Genomic DNA, 15,993 nt, shown 5'->3' with positions numbered 1-15,993 from the left:
AACCGTCGTCCGCTGCCTGGCTGGCGCAGCATCAGAGGCCGTGTGACGGTGGTCATCACGGTCCCGATCTGCTTGCTGCTGGCGGTGGCCGGTCTGTCCATGTACGACCGCGCCGAGGCCCTCGGCGACGCGCGGACGACCCGTGCCGAGGTCGGCCTCAGCCTGCGGGTCCAGGCGCTGGTGCACCAGCTGCAACGCGAACGCGGGTTGACGAACGGCCTGTTGGGCGGCGAGGAGAGCTTCCGCACCCCACTCGCCGCCACGCGCAAGCGCGTTGACACCGCGCTGCGCGGAATGCGCCACGAACCCGCCGTCGCGGAGGTCATCCAGCGGCACCTGCGGCGCCTCACCGCCATCCGTGCCGCAGCCGACAAGGGCACCTCCGTCGACAAGGGCACCCCCGTCGACAAGGGCACCCCCGTCGACAAGGACACCTCCGTCGACAAGGGCACCCCTACCGACGGGGACACCGTAGGCACGACCGACGGGGACACCGTAGGCACGACCGACAGGGACATCGTCGGCACGGACACCGCGGACCGGAGCGCCACCCTCGCCTTCTACACCACCGCCGTCGACGCTCTCAACGCCGTCGACCCGGTGACGGAGACCGCCACCCGCGCCGACCGTCAACTGGGCGACGGCTTGGCGGCGTTGCGGGAGCTGGCTGCGGCCAAGGAGTCCGTCGCTCTCGAACGTGGTCTCCTCAACGGCGTGTTCGCCGAGGGAGCCTTCCACGGCCGCGAGTACCTCACCTTCACCGAAGTGCGCGCCACCCGCGTCGCCGCCCTCACTCGTTTCCGCCAGGTCGCCACCGCGCCCGAGCGCGCCGCCCTGAAGAACGCTTTCGGCACCAAGGACGCCCAACGCGCCACCGCCTACGAGAATCAGGCGGAGGGCGCCGCCGACGGCTCCGCGCTGCGCGCCGACGTCGGCACGTGGTGGGACGCGATGACCGTACTCGTCGACGATCTGTACGCCGTCCAGCAGTCGGTCGGTGACGACGTACGGGACCGGGCCGACCGGCTCAGTCACGAAGCGGAACTCGGCCTTGCCGCCTACCTCGTCGCGGGAACGCTCATGGCCGCTCTCGTCGCGGGCCTCGCCGCTTTCGCCTCGCGTTCCCTCACCCGCCCGCTCGGCGCACTCGCCGCGGCCGCCCACGACGTGGCGCGCCACCGGCTGCCCGCGACCGTCGCCCGTATCCAGCAGTCCCCGCAGGACCAAGGGGAGGTCCTCCCGCCGACGGAGGCCCCGGACGCCCCCGAGGCACGGTTGCTGGGTGGCGCGGCGGAGATCGCCGAGGTCGCGGCGTCCCTGCGCCAGGTGGAACACACCGCCCTCCACCTGGCTGCCCAGCAGGCCGGCCTGCGCCGCAACACCACCGAATCGCTCGCCAATCTCGGCCGCCGCAACCAGAACCTCGTGCGTCGCCAGCTCAGCCTCATCACCCGCCTGGAACGGCAGGAACTCGACCCGGACGCCCTCGCCGAGCTCTTCGAGCTCGACCACCTCGCCACCCGTATGCGGCGCAACGCCGAAAGCCTGCTGGTCCTGGCCGGGCAGAATCCGCCGCGGCCCACGGCACCACCCGCCGACGGCCTGGAGGTCGTTCAGTCCGCCGTCGCCGAGGTGGAGCAGTACCGGCGGGTCCTGATCGCGGCGGTGGAGCCGGTGCGGGTGCGCGGGCACGCCGTCGCGGATGTCGCCCACCTCCTCGCCGAACTCGTCGAGAACGGGCTGAACTTCTCACCTCCGACCGAACCGGTCGAGGTGCACGGCTGGTACGACACCGAGGACGACACGTACTGCTTCGCCGTCGTCGACCACGGCATCGGCATGTCCGAAGCCGACAAGGAACGTGCGCGCACTCGTCTCTCCGAATCCGGCGAGGAAGCCCTTCTCGCCGCGCCCACCCGGTTCCTCGGCCACCTCGTCGTCGGCCGGCTCGTCCACCGCCTCGGTGAAGGCGCGCAGGTCCAGCTCTTCGACACCCCCGGCGGCGGCCTGTCCGCTCTCCTCGTCCTTCCCGGGCGCCTGCTCGCCCCCGCCCAGAACGGCGCCGCCGCACCCCCGCCCGCCAGGCCCGCTGTCTCCGCCCTGCTCAACGGCTTCCGAGCAGGTGTCGCCCGTGCCGAGGCCAGAAGCACCCAAGGAGTGTCATCGTGACCACCGCCGTCCAGAGTTTCGGCTGGCTCATCTCGGAGTTCGTACGCACCACCGACGGCGTCATCGATGCCGTCGCCGTCTCCTCCGACGGCCTCCTCATGGCCGCCTCGGACGGCCTCGGCCGAGATCGTGCCGACCACCTCGCCGCCGTCGTCTCGGGCATCACCAGCCTCGCGCAGAACGCGGCGACAACACACGGCTTCCACGGCATGAAGCTCGTCATGATCGAAATGCTCGGCGGCTTCCTCATGGTCGGTCGCATCCGCGACGGCAGCTGCCTCGGCGTCCTCGCTCCCGAGGGATGCGACGTCGGCCTGGTCGGCTACGAAATGGCCGTTCTCGCCGACCGGGCCGGCGAACTGCTCACCCCGCAGTTGATACGCGAACTCAACTCCACGCCCCTGGCCGCGGGATAGCCACGGCGCGTTTCGCCGAACTGCTCGTCACCCTCAACGCGGGTTCCCGTTTCCAGGCCGGAGTACGCGCGGGCGAGTTGGGCCTGATCCGCGGGTGACCGCCGCCATCAACCGACACACTCAGCCGCAGCCGCAGCCGCAGCCGCAGCCGCAGCCGCAGCCGTGGGCAGTCGGTCGGCCACGCCCCTGATGCCAGTGCTGACCCAGTGATCAGACAGCAGTGGCCGGGCGTGGACTGCCGTGGAAGACCTGGGTGGTGTGCCAGTCGAGGTGGGCGGCTGCGACTGGGCGTGCGCCCGGCTGTGGGCCGACGAGCGGACGGCCGGCGAGCGCTATGACATGTTCGCGGGCAGCGGGGCTGTGGCCGACGAAGCGTTGCGAGACCAGGATGCGGTGACCTCCCTCACTCTCGGCTTCGTTCGAGCGGGGGGACCCCCATCCAACCCCGAGGACACCCTTGTCGAAGAGCTTGTGGTGCAGTGAGCACAGGCACAGCCCGTTCTCGACGTCGTCGGGTCCGTCGAATGCCCACCACCGCACGTGCGCTGCCTCCAGCCCGACCGGCACCGCGCCGAGCCTGCCGTCGTAACCGCAGAACGCACACCGGTACTCGTAGGCGGTCAGCACCAGTTCCCGCATCCGCCGGTCCCGCTGTCGTCTCACGGTCGAGAGGTGCTCGGTCTCGGTCGGCTCCAGCTCCAGGCCGACGGCTTCGCACAGTTCACTGTGCAGCGAGGGCGGGAAGTGCAGATCGAGCAGCGACCGCGCAATCCTGGCGAGCAGCGGTGGTTCGTGTCGCAACGCAGTCCTCAGATCCAGCGCGAGCTGCCCGGTGGCACCCGTCTCGCGCAGACCCCGCACCCCGGTTCCAGGGCTGCCGGGCCCGCGATCGGTACGCACTTCCCACACACCGTCGCTGACCAGGTGGTGGAACGGATAGGCGGGCGTCGTCCTGTTCGGTGGGCCGTACTCGGTCAACAGCCGCTGGAGGTCTTCTTCCACCGCGGTGTAGCGCAGCCCGCCGTCGGCATCCTCCTGAAACCGGCCGAGGGCATACAGGAGCAGCAACGGCTTGTGCGGAGCGCGTGTCCCGCTCCTGGTCCACTGCCTCAGCTTCGCGGTGCGCTCCAGCCAGTCCATGGCCCGTGATCGTAGTGACGTTCTGCCAGGTTCAGGGGGCCGAGTCGAGCAGTGCGATCTCGATGGCGAGGGCGCCCAGGGCTTCCTTCTCGGACGGGTAGATGGCGCGGATGTTGGCGAGCCGCAGTTCGCGGGTGGCGGTCGGGTTGACGTTGCTCGGTCCCTCGCCATCGAGCAGTGCTTCGAAGTCGGGGTACTCGGTGACCCGCCTGACCTTGACCTCGCAGGTCTCGTCCGTGCCTTTGATCCGGAAGCGGATGGTGCCGCCCGCGGTGAGATCGGTGAGGTTCGGTGAGGCGCGGCTTGCTGCGCTGTCTGCGGCTGAGGTGAAGGGATCAGTGAGGGCGGGAGAGAGGACACCGGCCAGGAGCGATGGGGCATCCGCGTGGCATGAGTGGCCCGCGTGTAGCACGGCCTCGAACACGATGAAGGGCCAGCCTGAGAGGAAACCCCTCCTGAGCTGGCCCTTTATGTTGTGCCCCCGGCAGGACTCGAACCTGCGACACCCGCTTCAGGAGTTCGATCCGAGCCTGATCCGGCTGCAGCCGTCGGCTGGTGCGACGGCCGGACAGAGTTGCTGGTGTACGCCGCTGTCCGGCGTCGTTGATGTCAGCCGTGGATGTCAGAAGCCTTCTGATCTGTAGCTCTATACAGATTGAGCTCTGGGGCCATCCCGGTCCTTGGGCGGCTGTGCTTGCCTGCAGAAGGACGGGGAGGGTTGCTGTACTTCCCTGCTGTATCGACACAGAGATCTTGCCTGCCGTCTGTCGGTTGTAGGATCGTATGACCATGTCCGAGGCCCCTGACGTTGAGACTGCGTGGACATGGCTGCTGGAGCGTCGACCAGGGACCCGAGGCTCGTTCAACGACACGTTGCCACCCATCGCGGCTGCCGCATACGCCGAGCCTGTGCTGCGCGGGCTCTTTCCCTTTCACACCCACGGCACACTCAAGTTCATCCGTGATGCTCCCCCGTGGTACGAGCCTCCGGCTGATGATCTGCCGTTCATCGTGCTGGGTGAGCCGCCATACAGCGTCTACGCGTCCGGTTACGGGACCCTCCTCGGAGAGGCGGCAACGGCTGAGGACGCCATCGGCCTGGTGATGGCTCACCTGCCTCCTGGGCTGGGCGACGATGCAACAGGCCAACAGTCTTGAAACCGTCGTGGCAGCGATGTCACCGTGGGTTCAAATCCCACACCCACCGCAGGCGAACGGCCCCTGACCAGGCGATACGGTCAGGGGCCGTCAGGCTGATGGCTGCCCGTCGGCGACCGATTTTCCCCGTGGTTCCCTGAGCTGGCGGGCACAGAGGGGGCACGCGACCCGAACTGTAGGGCACTCGCCGCTTTTTCGATTGTGAGGGTGGAGACCACGGGAGATCCTGGGCGCATGAGTCCTGGATTACGTCGCACAGCTGGCGTGGCAAGCGTGCTGGTCGGCGCCATTGTTGTGGTCTGGTTGGTCTTCGGTCCTCCGCAAGCCTGGGAGGGCGGCATGAGATGGCTACGTCATGCCCTGGCATGGGGATCCCTGGGCGTGATCGTCTTCGCTGCCCGGCTGATGTTTCCTGTCGCTCAGGAACGCACGGCGGACACGGTGTCCGACTAGGTCGGCGGAGCGGCTTTGGGCGGGAGCTGCCATGGGGCGAGTGATCATGGCCCCGTAAGCTTCCGGGAGAGGTCCCTGAAACGACCGAACCGAAGACACCCGGGTCAGATTTCAACCGACCAAAGTGAGCCAGAACCCAGGTTCAGCCGCCGCTGACACTGAAGCTGGTCGCTTGCCGCATGTTCCGGAGTCGGCTGCCAGGGCCGTGTCTGCGAGAGGGCGGCATCCCGTCACAAGGACAATGGGAGCGCCCGTAGGGAAAGATGCGCATCAACCAGTGTCGGGGAGAGGGGAATTGACCGGTGGAGAGATTGCGGCGGGCGTTCCTGCGTTTTGACGAGCGCTTCGGCGGGACCAAACCGCCGCCCCGAGTGCAGGTGTACTTGGCCCGGCATCCGGTAGGTACGGGAGTAGTCCATGGCGTCTTCCAGGGACTGCTGTTTGCCGCGGCCCTGTCCGCTTTCGACGATCCGGGGCGCATGCTGCAGGCAGTGCTGGTGGGGCTGGGCGCCGGGCTGTTCGCCTGGCTCGTGTGTCGCTTTGAGCGCCGACGCCAGGCTCACTACGAGCGCAAAGGGGGGTTCCGGTCGGCTCCTGTCTCTCCCGTCGAGAGCGATGCACTGCCCGTGCGGCTTGAGGGCTTGCTATGGATCAGCCACTGGTCGATCTTCACGGTGGTCCTATGGCTTGTTGGACAGCTGAAGGATCCGCCAGACAGCTGGCTTCGGAGTGCGATCCTCGCCGGGGTCATCATCATCGGAGGCTGGGCGGCCCGGCTGTTCAGAGATCGTGGACGGCGCTGACCGCCAGGCCCTGCGTGACGCGAATCAAGTTCGCGCTCTCAGCCTGGGAAGCTCGTGTTCTCTGGCGGTAGTTGCTGCGGTGACCTGCGGCGAAGCTACTGTGAGAGGTGACGGGATGGCTCGTTGTTCCCCGCCATTCCCCGTAGTTCCCCGCACGACCTGGCACGGATCTGGCACGAACGTCCCGAAGTCTCGGCGCAGAGGTCGTTGAGGTCGCGATAGCTGTTCAGCTGGCCATTGAAGAGTGCTGGCGGCCAGCTACGGTCGTCGTGGTTGCTGTACTTCGCTGCTGTATCGCAGGGATCAGGGCGCTCGCTGCCGACGCTGCTCTGTGTACCGGTTGGCGTACGTCGGTGAGCTCGCACAGAGCCATGGCGCTGTCGTCCTCCCGTAGGGGAGGATGCAAGAGAGTGCCAACGATCAAGAGCAAGACGGGGTGGGGATGAAGCAGGGGGATTCTGAGTCTGAGGCCGGCACCGATAAGCCGACGGGCCAGGAGGCACGCGAAGCCTGGAGCTCAGAGGCGTACTTGATCCTCGTAGGCGTAGCGCAGACCTACCACGCAGTGATCACTTACAAGGAGTTGGCGGAGGAGATTCAGAGCAGGACTGGCATCCGGACCAAGACTCTCCTGCACAACTGGATCGGTCCGATCTTGGGCCGGGTGGTGCGTGAAGCCCACCGTCGCGGCGACCCACCACTGACGGCCCTGGTGGTCCATACAGACGACGGCAAGGTAGGCAGTGGCTACAAGGAAGTTCTGGCGGTCGCCGGAGAGACGCCGGTAGATGACGAGCTGGAACGTGAGCATCACGCTGCCGACGCCCGCCTGGCTTGCTACCGCCACTTTGGGGCGACCATGCCGCCTGGCGGTGGTGTGCCGGCCCTCGCCCCCAGACTTCAAGCCGCGGTCGAGCGTCGGCGCGAGCGCACTGAAAAGCCTGCCCGGGTTTGTGAGCGCTGCTTCGTCCAACTGCCTTCGACAGGCATTTGCGATTCGTGCGGTTAGTCGACGACCGCTTCGTCCCGAAGCAACCTTGGTGGGGGCGCTGCCTTGGTCTGGTGTGGTTCTGAGCTGCACTGACGGTCTGATGACGTTCGCTGGCGTCCGCTGTTGTTCGTCGGCGTTGTCACGCAGTTACACACTCACCCTCAATTTTCTTGCTTTGCGGGAAGCATCGGTGCAGGGAGGCTGACGGCTGTCCCTCGATCATTCTGTCGGCGTCGGCCGACGCGTTGTAGGCCCGCAGCCCCGTCCGGCGGTGGAGAGCCGACGAAAGCCAGCCACGACGGCGACCGACCACGCGCGCGGCTGCCCTCATGGGCATTTCTTTGTTTCTATAGTGTAGGTCAGGGGATCCACTCGGATTAGCTTGCCTTTGCTGGAGGGGCAGGCGTAAGAGGATGGAATGCCGGCAATGTAGACGCGCGCATATCCTTTATATGGATTGTGATCTTCGTGATCCCCAATCTCGGCAGACACTCTAAACGGAACTCCATTGTTCTTGACGACTTGGGTTAATGTTTCGCCATTGCGTGAAATCTTGAGCCCCAGTGTATATTCGCAATAGAACTTAGAAGTCTCGGCCTGTAGTACCAGAACGTGTTGCTCGCCATACTTGAGCGAGATCGTGTGGCGATCGAAGTACGGTCCTGGCTCGGCTTGCGGACTTGATTCTTCAACCTGCATGGGCCTGTCCAAGTCAACACTGAGAGTGGTTGAGTCGTCGGCCCCGGCCCCAGGGTTATCGAATAGCGAACCCGCGAGGGGTGGGTGGCACTGCTTGTTGACTTCAATATCAATGACGCGAACAGGGGTTCTTGAGTTGCCTTCCAGGATAATTTGGTCTGCCCTGCCGCCCACTGGAACTGCGTCGTGATCGAGAAACCATTTATCGTAGCGGGAAAGGCTATTCCCAAAGCCACCCGGATCTCCGATTTTGGATAGGGCATCATTGGAAAGAGTGAGGGCTTTCTTGTAAGTCCAACTATTGGCATCGGCGAGCCGTGGGGTCACTGCTACCACTTTGACCGGCGCCTGCCTGCTGTCTGTGTATTCGATACTAGTCGACTTTCCTTCGATGCGTGACCCTTCGTCTTTGTCTCTAGTCTCCCCATTGGCCACCAGTAGAGCAATTGCCGTCGCGGTGGCGATTACTGCTGCACCGGCAGTGATTAAAACGGTGAAGCGCAACTTTTTTGTAGAAAAATCTTTTCCGGCCCACTCGCTGGATTCCTCTGTCGTCATGCTGGGGTAGTTCGTTGAACTAACAGAAGGGGCGGCTTGCCGTTTCTGTGTCAGGCGGCGACGCCAAGCTTCTGGAGCAGTCAGGTGAGCTGGTAAGGTACGCGACCCCTCGCGTTCTTCGGCCATATGCGCCAAAACCGCTACTACCAGGAGAAGCTTGGTCTCGCTACGAGGAATTCGATTATTCCGAATCCAGTCATCGACGGTGCTATCGGCTGGCGCTTTTCCGTACCCGGCAATTCTTCGGTCCATGAGTCGCATATTCGCTGCGCGCTCTAGGATTTGACTTGCACGCGGTTTTCCAGCGCGTCGATGGAGTTCGAGGAAGGCCGTGGTGAACTCATCACCGTGATCACTTTGCTCGTCGGACACCTTCGCCTCCTACCAGGTACGTCCTCGGGCTGGCACCGAGTCGGCTGACTCGGCTGACTCGGTGCAAGTCATGCTAGCCGTCTGACCAGCAGGTACGTGGAGAAACGGAGAAGTGTGCAGGCTAGGGTCGGTGCGAGGTGATGTGATCCCCTTCCGAGTGCCCAACCGGGTATGGAGCAGGCGGAAGGAAATTAACGTGGGTCATTTCGCTACCTCAATCCCCAACTCCCTGAATCCTTGGATTATCATCACTTCCGCGCTTACAGGATTGCTTCTTGCTGTTGGCGCAGGACTCCTGCATCGAAACGACGGTGGCACTTTGCCCGGCTCCATTAAGCGAGCTGGAATTTCTTTCACCGGAATGACCACGCTGGCTTTCAGTAGCATGCTCACCCCGCAGCCTCTTCCTCTAGTAGCTGTCATGCTTGCTGCACTGCTGGGTGGCGTGGCATACGGCATGGCCGATCGGGCTGATGGAGCTACTCTCCCCGAAGCCATCTGGCATGGAGGTGCGGCCTTCACCTCGCTCGCTTTCCTTGGCTTTACATTTCTTAACGCGTACGGCCTTACGCATCCATCCTGACCTCAATACGCATGAGCATCCCTCCAGAGCTACGGATCAGAAGGTCACAGCGGGTGAAGTCGGTGCGGCCCGGCGCCAGGACCTGAACGCTCCACCCCAACCTCGGCCACTGACAGTGCTCCGAGAAGGCCGCGCTGATCTATCAGCACTCCGACGACGAGCGGCAGCGTGACTTGGCGGCCGGCCTCGACGAGATGGTGCGCGCCGAGCGTGCGAAGAACCACACGGGCGACTCCGCGCACCACGAGGAGGAGGCCGCCGGGACCTAGCCGAGTCCTTATGGTGCGGTTGGGGTGCGCCACCCGCGCACCGGTCTAGACAACAAAGAACCCCCGGGTCAATGACCTGGGGGTTTCGCATGGAGCGGGTGACGAGAATCGAACTCGCGCTCTCAGCTTGGGAAGCTGCGGTCATTTAGGGCCTACTTGAGCGCTGACCTGGGCAAGCGACTGGGTGTTGGCGTTGGCCGCAGTGCCTCTGCTCCCCGTGATTCCCCGCTGCTCCCCGCTAGATCTGGTGCGGTTGTGGTGCGCCTCGTCTCGACCTCGCCCGGTTCAGCCCGGCGGCCGCTGGGCCGGGCCTACAGGTCCAGACGGGACTCACCGTCGCCTCGCCTGAAAACGACGTGCGCCGGCCGGAACGGTAGACCGCGCAGAATCGGCTCCATGACCTTGAACAGAGCATCGGCATCGGGTCCATAGGCGTACACGACTGCCTCGCCGGCACCGAACTCGTTGCCGTCGACCTCCCCAACATCGGCTTCCTCGACCGCGGCTGCCATCGCCTGCTCGGCCTCGTAGACCAGCTCCCGCTGGTCGGCCTTGCCGAAACGGCCATTGGCGAGCCGGAAGTGCGCGATGACGGCGTGCTCCTCATCCCCGGTCTCAGGGGCAATGGGTGTCTCCATGGCCGACACACTCTCATCGACGTCTGACATCCGACCCTGCTTCCTCCTCGGTGCACACCACCCAACACGCTTTCCAACTGTGGTGGTGGGGTGGTGGGTGTCCTTCGGGGGCGTTCACCTGCGTTCATCGGGGTTCGATCGCCTGAGCGTCTACCGCCTCCGGTCTCGTCTGAACGGCCGTGAACGGCGCTGAATGAGACGGAAACTGAGACGGGCTCGCCGCTTGCTAGTCCGCCGAGTGGGCTGGAAGCCGTCGATCCAGCGGCTATGTCTGCGCGTCGTTGTTCGAAGATCTGATATCGGTGCACACTGGGCAAGTTGGCCGATGTCACTCACACTGTGGGCCATGGACAATAGTGCCTTGTGGGTGGCCCTGCTGACGGCTGCTACAGCAGTTGTCGCCAGTTGGGTGACAAGTAGGGGCAATGCGCAAGCTGCTCGCATTCAGGCGCATGCCGCTGCCGAAGCTGCGCACGTCGCGCGGGTGCGCGAAGCACGTAGAGCCACGCAGTTGGACTTCATTCAGCAAGCGAACCAGATGGGGGTCCTGTACCTCAGGATCCCCAAGTTCCTGAAGGTAGACAATGAAGAGGCACGATTTGCTTCCCTTACTGGGCTTCGAGATCAACTACGTGACTCCTACGAACCGTTCCTGCGCGCCCTAGCTGTTGTGTCTCTGGAGTGTCACCCTGAGCCCATAGCGGCAGCGAAGGCAGTCCACAGGGCTTCAGGCGAGGCGTACATCCGCCTCATCTCCGTAGAGGAAGACATACGCGAGGCCGAGGCTTTCCGACGCGCCATGAACGCCTACTTGGCCTCCATCGACCTGTTCATAGAAGCAGCGCGCCAGGCGGAGCGTGAAACCTAGCCAACACCCACCTGGGTGGAAGCTCGGTCTTGGGGTCTGAGCGTCAGCCGACGACAGTCAGCCACGATGGCGGGTGCGTCGACCGATCAGGCGCGCGTGTGTCTCGCTGTACCCCCACTGGCCTCAGCCACGCTGCCATGTCGTCGACCAGAGTAAGTTGCGCCGACGGAAGTGCGACGGTGAGCCGTTGGGCGATGACTTCGTCGTCCCGAAGCAACTTGGGTGGGCGTCTGGCCTTGGGCTGGTGTGCTGCTCACCTGCGCCGATGGTCCGCTGACGTCCGCGCTCGTCCGCGGTTGTTCGCTGGCGTTGTCACGCAGTTAGACACGCAACCTGTGCGGCTTCCAGTGTGTTCGGTGGTCGCGATCATCGCTCTTCACGCGCCTCCTGTCCCACCTCTCGATCCGTAGCTCTAGCGAGATCGGTCAGCCACAGCCATACCGGTCGCTACGAGGCCCTGGAGGGGTGCTGCCGGCTGAGGGCGGTTGCTGGGGTTGCGGTACGGGGATGCCGCACCCCGCCCTCACAGGAGGTCCACCGGGTTCGCCCTGGTTCAGAAACTCCGGTAGATCAGCCAACCGCCAAGACCGAGCACTGCCGGGGAGCCCACGAACCAAATGGCCATCCCGGTCTGCCACAGCTGGCCGTTACTGACCTTGCGGCTCAGGATGCCAAGCACTGGAAGTCCGATGGTGATCACGAGTATGCCGACGAAGAGACCCACGCTGCTGCCCCCGTTGGTCGCTGGATATAGAAGCGTAGGGGGACACGCGATTCCTGGACCCTCTGCGTACGCGATCTGCGTCAGCTAGGCAGCAACGCGGGCGGTGAAGCCTCAAGGGGCCAGTCAAGTCTTACGCGATCTTGAAAACCGTCATGGCAGCAATGTCACCGTGGGTTCAAAATCCCACACCCACCGCAGATGAACGGCTCCTGACCAGGTAAATCGGTCAGGAGCCGTTCTCGTGAGCGTTGTTCGCCAGCGACCGTGACTCCCCGCCGTTTCCCGACCGAACGGACACGGGAGGGGCACGCAGTTACGCTGTCGAGCTGTCACACGGTGCGGAAGGGAGACAGGGTGAAGGTCCCTAGCGCCTTGATCGGCGCTCAAGTGGAGCGCACAGCTTTTGATCACCAAGTGCGGCTGAGCCTTGGCGCTCTCGACCCCGATGAGGGCTACCGGTTGGATGCCGAGTTGGTGCTGGAGACGCCGTTCCTGTTCCGGGATGCCGGTGGCGAATGGCATGAAATCGACCCCGGCACGGGTGTGAGCCTCGCCCCCGTTCTGGCCCTATTCGGGCAGACACTCACGGGGGTGTCGGCGGCGGCTGAATTCAGGCGTCGCCGAGAGGGGGTCGATGTCCGCGAGCACGGTGCTTTGGTCATCGACTTTCAAGACGGTGCCGGGCTCTGGATCGGCCCAGATCCACGATTCGTGTCCTGGCACCTGGCCAGACACGGGGTAGCCCCGATCACGGTGGGCCCTGGTGGCGAGGATGACTGGGAGCTTTGACGACCGCTGGGTGAGGTTACTCAGCAAGGTCGGTGGAGCGGCTTTGGGCGGGAGCTGCCATGGGGTGAGTGATCATGGCCCCGTAAGCTTCCGGCGAGTCGGGCTGTCTGTGGACCTGCGACGAAGGGCCAGCCTGGGAGGAAACCCTCCTGAGCTGGCCCTTTACCTGTGCCCCCGGCAGGATTCGAACCTGCGACACCCGCTTTAGGAGAGAGGCTGGGGTTTCCTGCTACTGACCTGCGGCTTCGATATCTGATGCGGTGGCTGGCAACTCGACCGCATGCAACCGCTGTTGACCGTGGCTGACCCCTGGATCTGGCACGGTTGTGGCACGAACCTCAGCCGACGACAGTCAGCCACGACGGTGGGTGCGCCGACGATCAGGCGCGCGTGTGCCTCGCTGCACCCCCACCGGCCTCAGCCACGATGCCATGCCGTCGACCGGAGCAAGCCGCGTCGGCGGAAGCGTGGGGGTGAGACCTTGGGTGACGACCTCTTCGTCCCGAACGCGATCAGGTGCCTTGGGACCTCGGTATGGGGCCGCTGACTTGCCTGTTTCCCTCCACGGCTGTCCACGACTGTCCAGGACAGTCATGTTGCGACTGCGGCCTTTTTGGCCCCCTGTTTGGCCCCCGCACTGATCTAGCACCCGAAGGGCAGGCTTCACGCCGTTCGCCAACTCGTCCTAGTCGTGGACCTCGTCGAAGTCGTAACCGTTCCTCGCGGTTTCGGCCCCGTCAAGGAGGCCGTGGGTGTAAGCCGCCGCGTTCGCCATATGTGCGGACTTGTGAGTCGCGACGAGGGTGATGATGGCTGTGCTAACCGCGGTGACGATACCGCCAGCCGCTACGGCAATCCGCTTCCAGGACGGCCCAGACCTGACCAGGTTGGCTTCGGCCTGAGCAGCCTCGCTGGCTGTAGGACTACAGGCCTCGGACGTGGTCTCTTCACCGTTCTCCGGGCCCCTTCTATACACGGTGGCCCAAGTGACGTCGCGTGCCCAGCCAGGTCAGCCGGCGCGGCGGTGGGCGCCGTGGGGAACAGGACAGGCGTAGGAGGTCGGCGCGATCCTTCTCGCGGTCCAGGTCGCGCTTCCAAAGGGCCGTGTCCGACAAGGTCAGGAACCTGAAGCCGCCGATGACCTCGGTACGTGTGATGAGAGCTGGAACGGTGCCGAAGAGGTGCGGGAACCATCCGTTGAGGACCTCGATACGCCCGTGGAAAAGGGGGACCGATTCCGCCTCTCCGTAGGGCGCGTTGTGTGCCTCGGCCAGAGACCGAGCACGCTCCCAGGCGACGTCATACGTCACAATGTCGAGATCGGAGATCTCGTTTCTCAGCCCGCGGATGAACAGCGGGGCGCTGCCCGCGACGACGAAGTCCTCGCGGGGCAGCTGCAGTGTGCGTAGCCGCTGGAACGGCTCACTCTCCAGGCGTTCGGACAGCACCGGGCACTGGCGGTCAATGAAGCTCGGTTCGCCACTGTGAGGGACGAAGCGATTGAGGTTCCAGTGCCCGGCTCTGCCCATGGTCTAGCCCTGGAGCGCGGTGAAGGAGGTGACCAGCGGCGGAATAGCGGCGAGGAACCCGGCCAGCGCCGTGATCACGATGGCCACCCGGGCGGGCGAACCTTTCTCCATCTTCGATACCGCGAAGGCTGCGAGTGCGAGAGCGGTGATCACTACCGTACCGCTGACGACAAGCATCCAGATATGCGTTGTCACATCATCTCCTGCGAAGTCCGATTGCCGAGCCCTATCCGATGATCGACGGCAGAGCGCCTTGGTAGGAGACGCGCTTAACTACCCGTCGATCGATCATCACCTTACGTGGTGATTGTGCCCGCTTCTAGAGCCCCAGGGACATCGAGGCGAGATCCAAAAAACCGTCGTGAACCTCATCATTTGACATGGTCTCGGGGTCGGCGGTGCGTCTAACCTGGTCAGGTCGCACAGGAGTCTCTTTGCCGAGCCCTTGTCCGGCGTTCAGGCAGGCAAGCTGCGGGGGTGGTAGCCCGCGGCTTCGCCTGCTCCTGTCTAACCACCGCTCATACCTGGGACGTAGATTTTCGTAGCAACTCGCCTAGGTGCAGGGTCCCTCAGCTCCGGGCGATGGCAGCCAACGCCTTCGTGTCGTGCAGCGTCACATGGCGATAGCCGATGTCGAGTATCCGCCTCTGGCGGAGCTCTCGCAGACACCTGGCGATAGACGCGGGAGAGGCGGACACCAGAGCCGCCAGCTCCGGCTGGGTGAGCGAGAGATCGATCCGTGTGCCGCCTGTTCCTTCCTGCCCGTACGCCTGGGCAAGCTCTACCAGGACGCGAGCCAGCCGCATGCGCACGGTGTAGGTGTGTACCTCGACCCGCGCACGGGAGGCTTGACGCAGTTTGTCACTGAGAACATGGAGCATCGCCACCATGATCTCTGGACGCTGCTGGGTAAGTCGGATGAAGTCCTGATGGTTTATCAGGCACGCGTGTACGTCAGCAGCCGCCACCACCGTTGCAGACCGCTGCGGGTTTCCGTCAGCCGCCGAGAGCTCACCGATGACGTCGCCCGGACCGCGGATGGCGAGCAGCGTCACTTGACCTGTTTCCGAGGCGGCGGTCACCTTCACCAGCCCCTGCTTCAGCAAGAGCAGATAGGTGGAGGGTTCTCCTTCCCGGAATAGGACGTTGTCGCGGTGGTAGCTCACCTCGGTCCCCGTGGCGAAGACCAGATGCTGCGCTTCCTGGGACAGCTGTCCTAGGTACGTAAGAGGAGACCAGGGGTGAGCTGAGCCAGGCGTTCCGGCTGCACACATTCGTCATCTCCTAGAGGGGCGGCTCCCTGATGATGGCAGACGGCGCGAGGCACTGAGAAGCATTGGCGAGGGAGCATGACGTCTGACTCGCTGTGCGGGCTCGTCGGGTCATGTGGGGTAGGCACAGCCGCCGCCCGGACCTTCATGACCGAAGGCGATAGAGCGCCCGCACTTTGCTCCTAGACCGTTTGCTCCCGAAGCAAACTGAGCGGGCGTCTGACCGTGGACTGCTGTGCTTCTCACCTGCGCCGATGGTCCGCAGGCGTCCGCCCTTGTCCGCCGCTGTTCGTGGGCGTTGTCACGCAGTTAGACACTCACCCGAGCACGTGGTGGCGTTCCAGAGCCGTCTACTCGGTGCCGTCACAGCGGTGACGGTCGATGGCCATTGCGCGGTACCGTGAGGTGCTCCGTCCTTTGTCATACGGGAAGTTCTCATGGCTCGCCGTTCCCCGGGCGAGATCAGGGCCGAACGGCCTCGACGCGTGCTGGGCGGCAGTCGCTTGGCTATTGACGGGCTGTGCGCCGCGACGCATCACGAGATCGCTCGGTTCGAGGCCCGT

Annotated in this window: 16 protein-coding genes and 1 tRNA gene; 8 read left to right on the top strand and 9 right to left on the bottom strand. The window is 64.5% G+C overall.

Annotated elements, in window-relative coordinates; genetic code table 11:
• Positions 1–42 precede the first annotated feature (42 nt).
• The gene (locus tag OG858_RS19445; RefSeq protein WP_328544673.1) at positions 43–2,169 is read left to right on the top strand and encodes a sensor histidine kinase; all 2,127 of its coding nucleotides are present in this window, start codon (positions 43–45) and stop codon (positions 2,167–2,169) included.
• A complete protein-coding gene (locus OG858_RS19440; protein ID WP_086746975.1) occupies positions 2,166–2,585 on the top strand; it encodes a roadblock/LC7 domain-containing protein in 420 nt (139 codons plus the stop codon). Before OG858_RS19445 ends, OG858_RS19440 begins: the two co-directional genes overlap by 4 nt.
• Positions 2,586–2,795: 210 nt before the next feature.
• Here OG858_RS19440 and OG858_RS19435 read toward each other — a convergent pair whose 3' ends face one another.
• From OG858_RS19435 to OG858_RS19425, 3 genes are all read right to left on the bottom strand, one after another.
• The gene (locus tag OG858_RS19435) at positions 2,796–3,725 is read right to left on the bottom strand and encodes a phosphorothioated DNA-binding restriction endonuclease (RefSeq protein WP_328544674.1); all 930 of its coding nucleotides are present in this window, start codon (positions 3,723–3,725) and stop codon (positions 2,796–2,798) included.
• A 31-nt stretch (positions 3,726–3,756) separates the two neighbouring features.
• Entirely contained in the window at positions 3,757–4,137 is a 381-nt protein-coding gene (locus OG858_RS19430; RefSeq protein WP_327724221.1) for an ASCH domain-containing protein, read from the bottom strand.
• 64 nt (positions 4,138–4,201) lie between these two features.
• Positions 4,202–4,265 (bottom strand) — tRNA-Phe (locus OG858_RS19425).
• Positions 4,266–4,508: 243 nt separating this feature from the next.
• On the opposite strand from OG858_RS19425, the gene OG858_RS19420 reads away from it, so the two are divergent.
• The 3 genes from OG858_RS19420 to OG858_RS19410 all read left to right on the top strand — a co-directional run bounded on the left by OG858_RS19420 (position 4,509) and on the right by OG858_RS19410 (position 7,148).
• Positions 4,509–4,883, top strand: coding sequence for a DUF6193 family natural product biosynthesis protein (locus OG858_RS19420; RefSeq protein WP_256960230.1), 375 nt, complete (start codon positions 4,509–4,511; stop codon positions 4,881–4,883).
• Positions 4,884–5,638: 755 nt separating this feature from the next.
• Positions 5,639–6,139, top strand: coding sequence for a hypothetical protein (locus OG858_RS19415; protein WP_319315252.1), 501 nt, complete (start codon positions 5,639–5,641; stop codon positions 6,137–6,139).
• A gap of 400 nt (positions 6,140–6,539) precedes the next feature.
• Complete coding sequence (locus OG858_RS19410) at positions 6,540–7,148, top strand: hypothetical protein (RefSeq protein ID WP_256960231.1); 609 nt, start codon at positions 6,540–6,542, stop codon at positions 7,146–7,148.
• 309 nt (positions 7,149–7,457) lie between these two features.
• Here the strand turns inward: OG858_RS19410 and OG858_RS19405 are convergent, their stop codons facing one another.
• On the bottom strand, positions 7,458–8,759 hold the full coding sequence (locus tag OG858_RS19405; protein ID WP_327724220.1) for a hypothetical protein: 1,302 nt from the start codon (positions 8,757–8,759) through the stop codon (positions 7,458–7,460).
• Positions 8,760–8,955: 196 nt separating this feature from the next.
• On the opposite strand from OG858_RS19405, the gene OG858_RS19400 reads away from it, so the two are divergent.
• Entirely contained in the window at positions 8,956–9,342 is a 387-nt protein-coding gene (locus OG858_RS19400; protein ID WP_319315258.1) for a hypothetical protein, read from the top strand.
• Between the two features lie 580 nt (positions 9,343–9,922).
• On the opposite strand, the gene OG858_RS19395 is transcribed toward OG858_RS19400, so the two are convergent.
• The gene (locus OG858_RS19395) at positions 9,923–10,279 is read right to left on the bottom strand and encodes a hypothetical protein (RefSeq protein WP_319315260.1); all 357 of its coding nucleotides are present in this window, start codon (positions 10,277–10,279) and stop codon (positions 9,923–9,925) included.
• A gap of 316 nt (positions 10,280–10,595) precedes the next feature.
• Here OG858_RS19395 and OG858_RS19390 point away from each other — a divergent pair, with 316 nt between their 5' ends.
• Positions 10,596–11,117 (top strand): hypothetical protein, encoded by a 522-nt coding sequence (locus tag OG858_RS19390; protein WP_327724219.1) that lies wholly within the window; start codon positions 10,596–10,598, stop codon positions 11,115–11,117.
• Positions 11,118–11,670: 553 nt separating this feature from the next.
• On the opposite strand, the gene OG858_RS19385 is transcribed toward OG858_RS19390, so the two are convergent.
• Positions 11,671–11,841, bottom strand: a complete 171-nt coding sequence (locus OG858_RS19385) for a hypothetical protein (RefSeq protein WP_179200826.1) — start codon at positions 11,839–11,841, stop codon at positions 11,671–11,673.
• 354 nt (positions 11,842–12,195) lie between these two features.
• Between OG858_RS19385 and OG858_RS19380 the strand changes: the two genes are divergently transcribed.
• Complete coding sequence (locus OG858_RS19380; protein ID WP_328544675.1) at positions 12,196–12,630, top strand: DUF6188 family protein; 435 nt, start codon at positions 12,196–12,198, stop codon at positions 12,628–12,630.
• A gap of 968 nt (positions 12,631–13,598) precedes the next feature.
• Here the strand turns inward: OG858_RS19380 and OG858_RS19375 are convergent.
• From OG858_RS19375 to OG858_RS19365, 3 genes are all read right to left on the bottom strand, one after another.
• On the bottom strand, positions 13,599–14,159 hold the full coding sequence (locus OG858_RS19375) for a hypothetical protein (RefSeq protein ID WP_328544676.1): 561 nt from the start codon (positions 14,157–14,159) through the stop codon (positions 13,599–13,601).
• Between the two features lie 3 nt (positions 14,160–14,162).
• Positions 14,163–14,354 (bottom strand): hypothetical protein, encoded by a 192-nt coding sequence (locus OG858_RS19370; protein ID WP_328544677.1) that lies wholly within the window; start codon positions 14,352–14,354, stop codon positions 14,163–14,165.
• 374 nt (positions 14,355–14,728) lie between these two features.
• The gene (locus OG858_RS19365; protein ID WP_328544678.1) at positions 14,729–15,325 is read right to left on the bottom strand and encodes a Crp/Fnr family transcriptional regulator; all 597 of its coding nucleotides are present in this window, start codon (positions 15,323–15,325) and stop codon (positions 14,729–14,731) included.
• Positions 15,326–15,993 lie beyond the last annotated feature (668 nt).

The sequence above is a fragment of the Streptomyces europaeiscabiei genome (assembly GCF_036346855.1).
Taxonomy (GTDB): domain Bacteria; phylum Actinomycetota; class Actinomycetes; order Streptomycetales; family Streptomycetaceae; genus Streptomyces; species Streptomyces europaeiscabiei.
Note: the sequence above shows the minus strand (reverse complement) of the source record. Positions and strands in the feature narration are given on the sequence as shown.

Excerpts from the sequence above, each read along its gene's own strand:
- OG858_RS19435 (WP_328544674.1), bottom strand. The coding sequence starts at position 3,725 with ATGGACTGGCTGGAGCGCACCGCGAAGCTGAGGCAGTGGACCAGGAGC.
- OG858_RS19420 (WP_256960230.1), top strand. The coding sequence starts at position 4,509 with ATGACCATGTCCGAGGCCCCTGACGTTGAGACTGCGTGGACATGGCTG.
- OG858_RS19410 (WP_256960231.1), top strand. The coding sequence starts at position 6,540 with ATGCAAGAGAGTGCCAACGATCAAGAGCAAGACGGGGTGGGGATGAAG.
- OG858_RS19395 (WP_319315260.1), bottom strand. The coding sequence starts at position 10,279 with ATGTCAGACGTCGATGAGAGTGTGTCGGCCATGGAGACACCCATTGCC.
- OG858_RS19390 (WP_327724219.1), top strand. The coding sequence starts at position 10,596 with ATGGACAATAGTGCCTTGTGGGTGGCCCTGCTGACGGCTGCTACAGCA.
- OG858_RS19375 (WP_328544676.1), bottom strand. The coding sequence starts at position 14,159 with ATGGGCAGAGCCGGGCACTGGAACCTCAATCGCTTCGTCCCTCACAGT.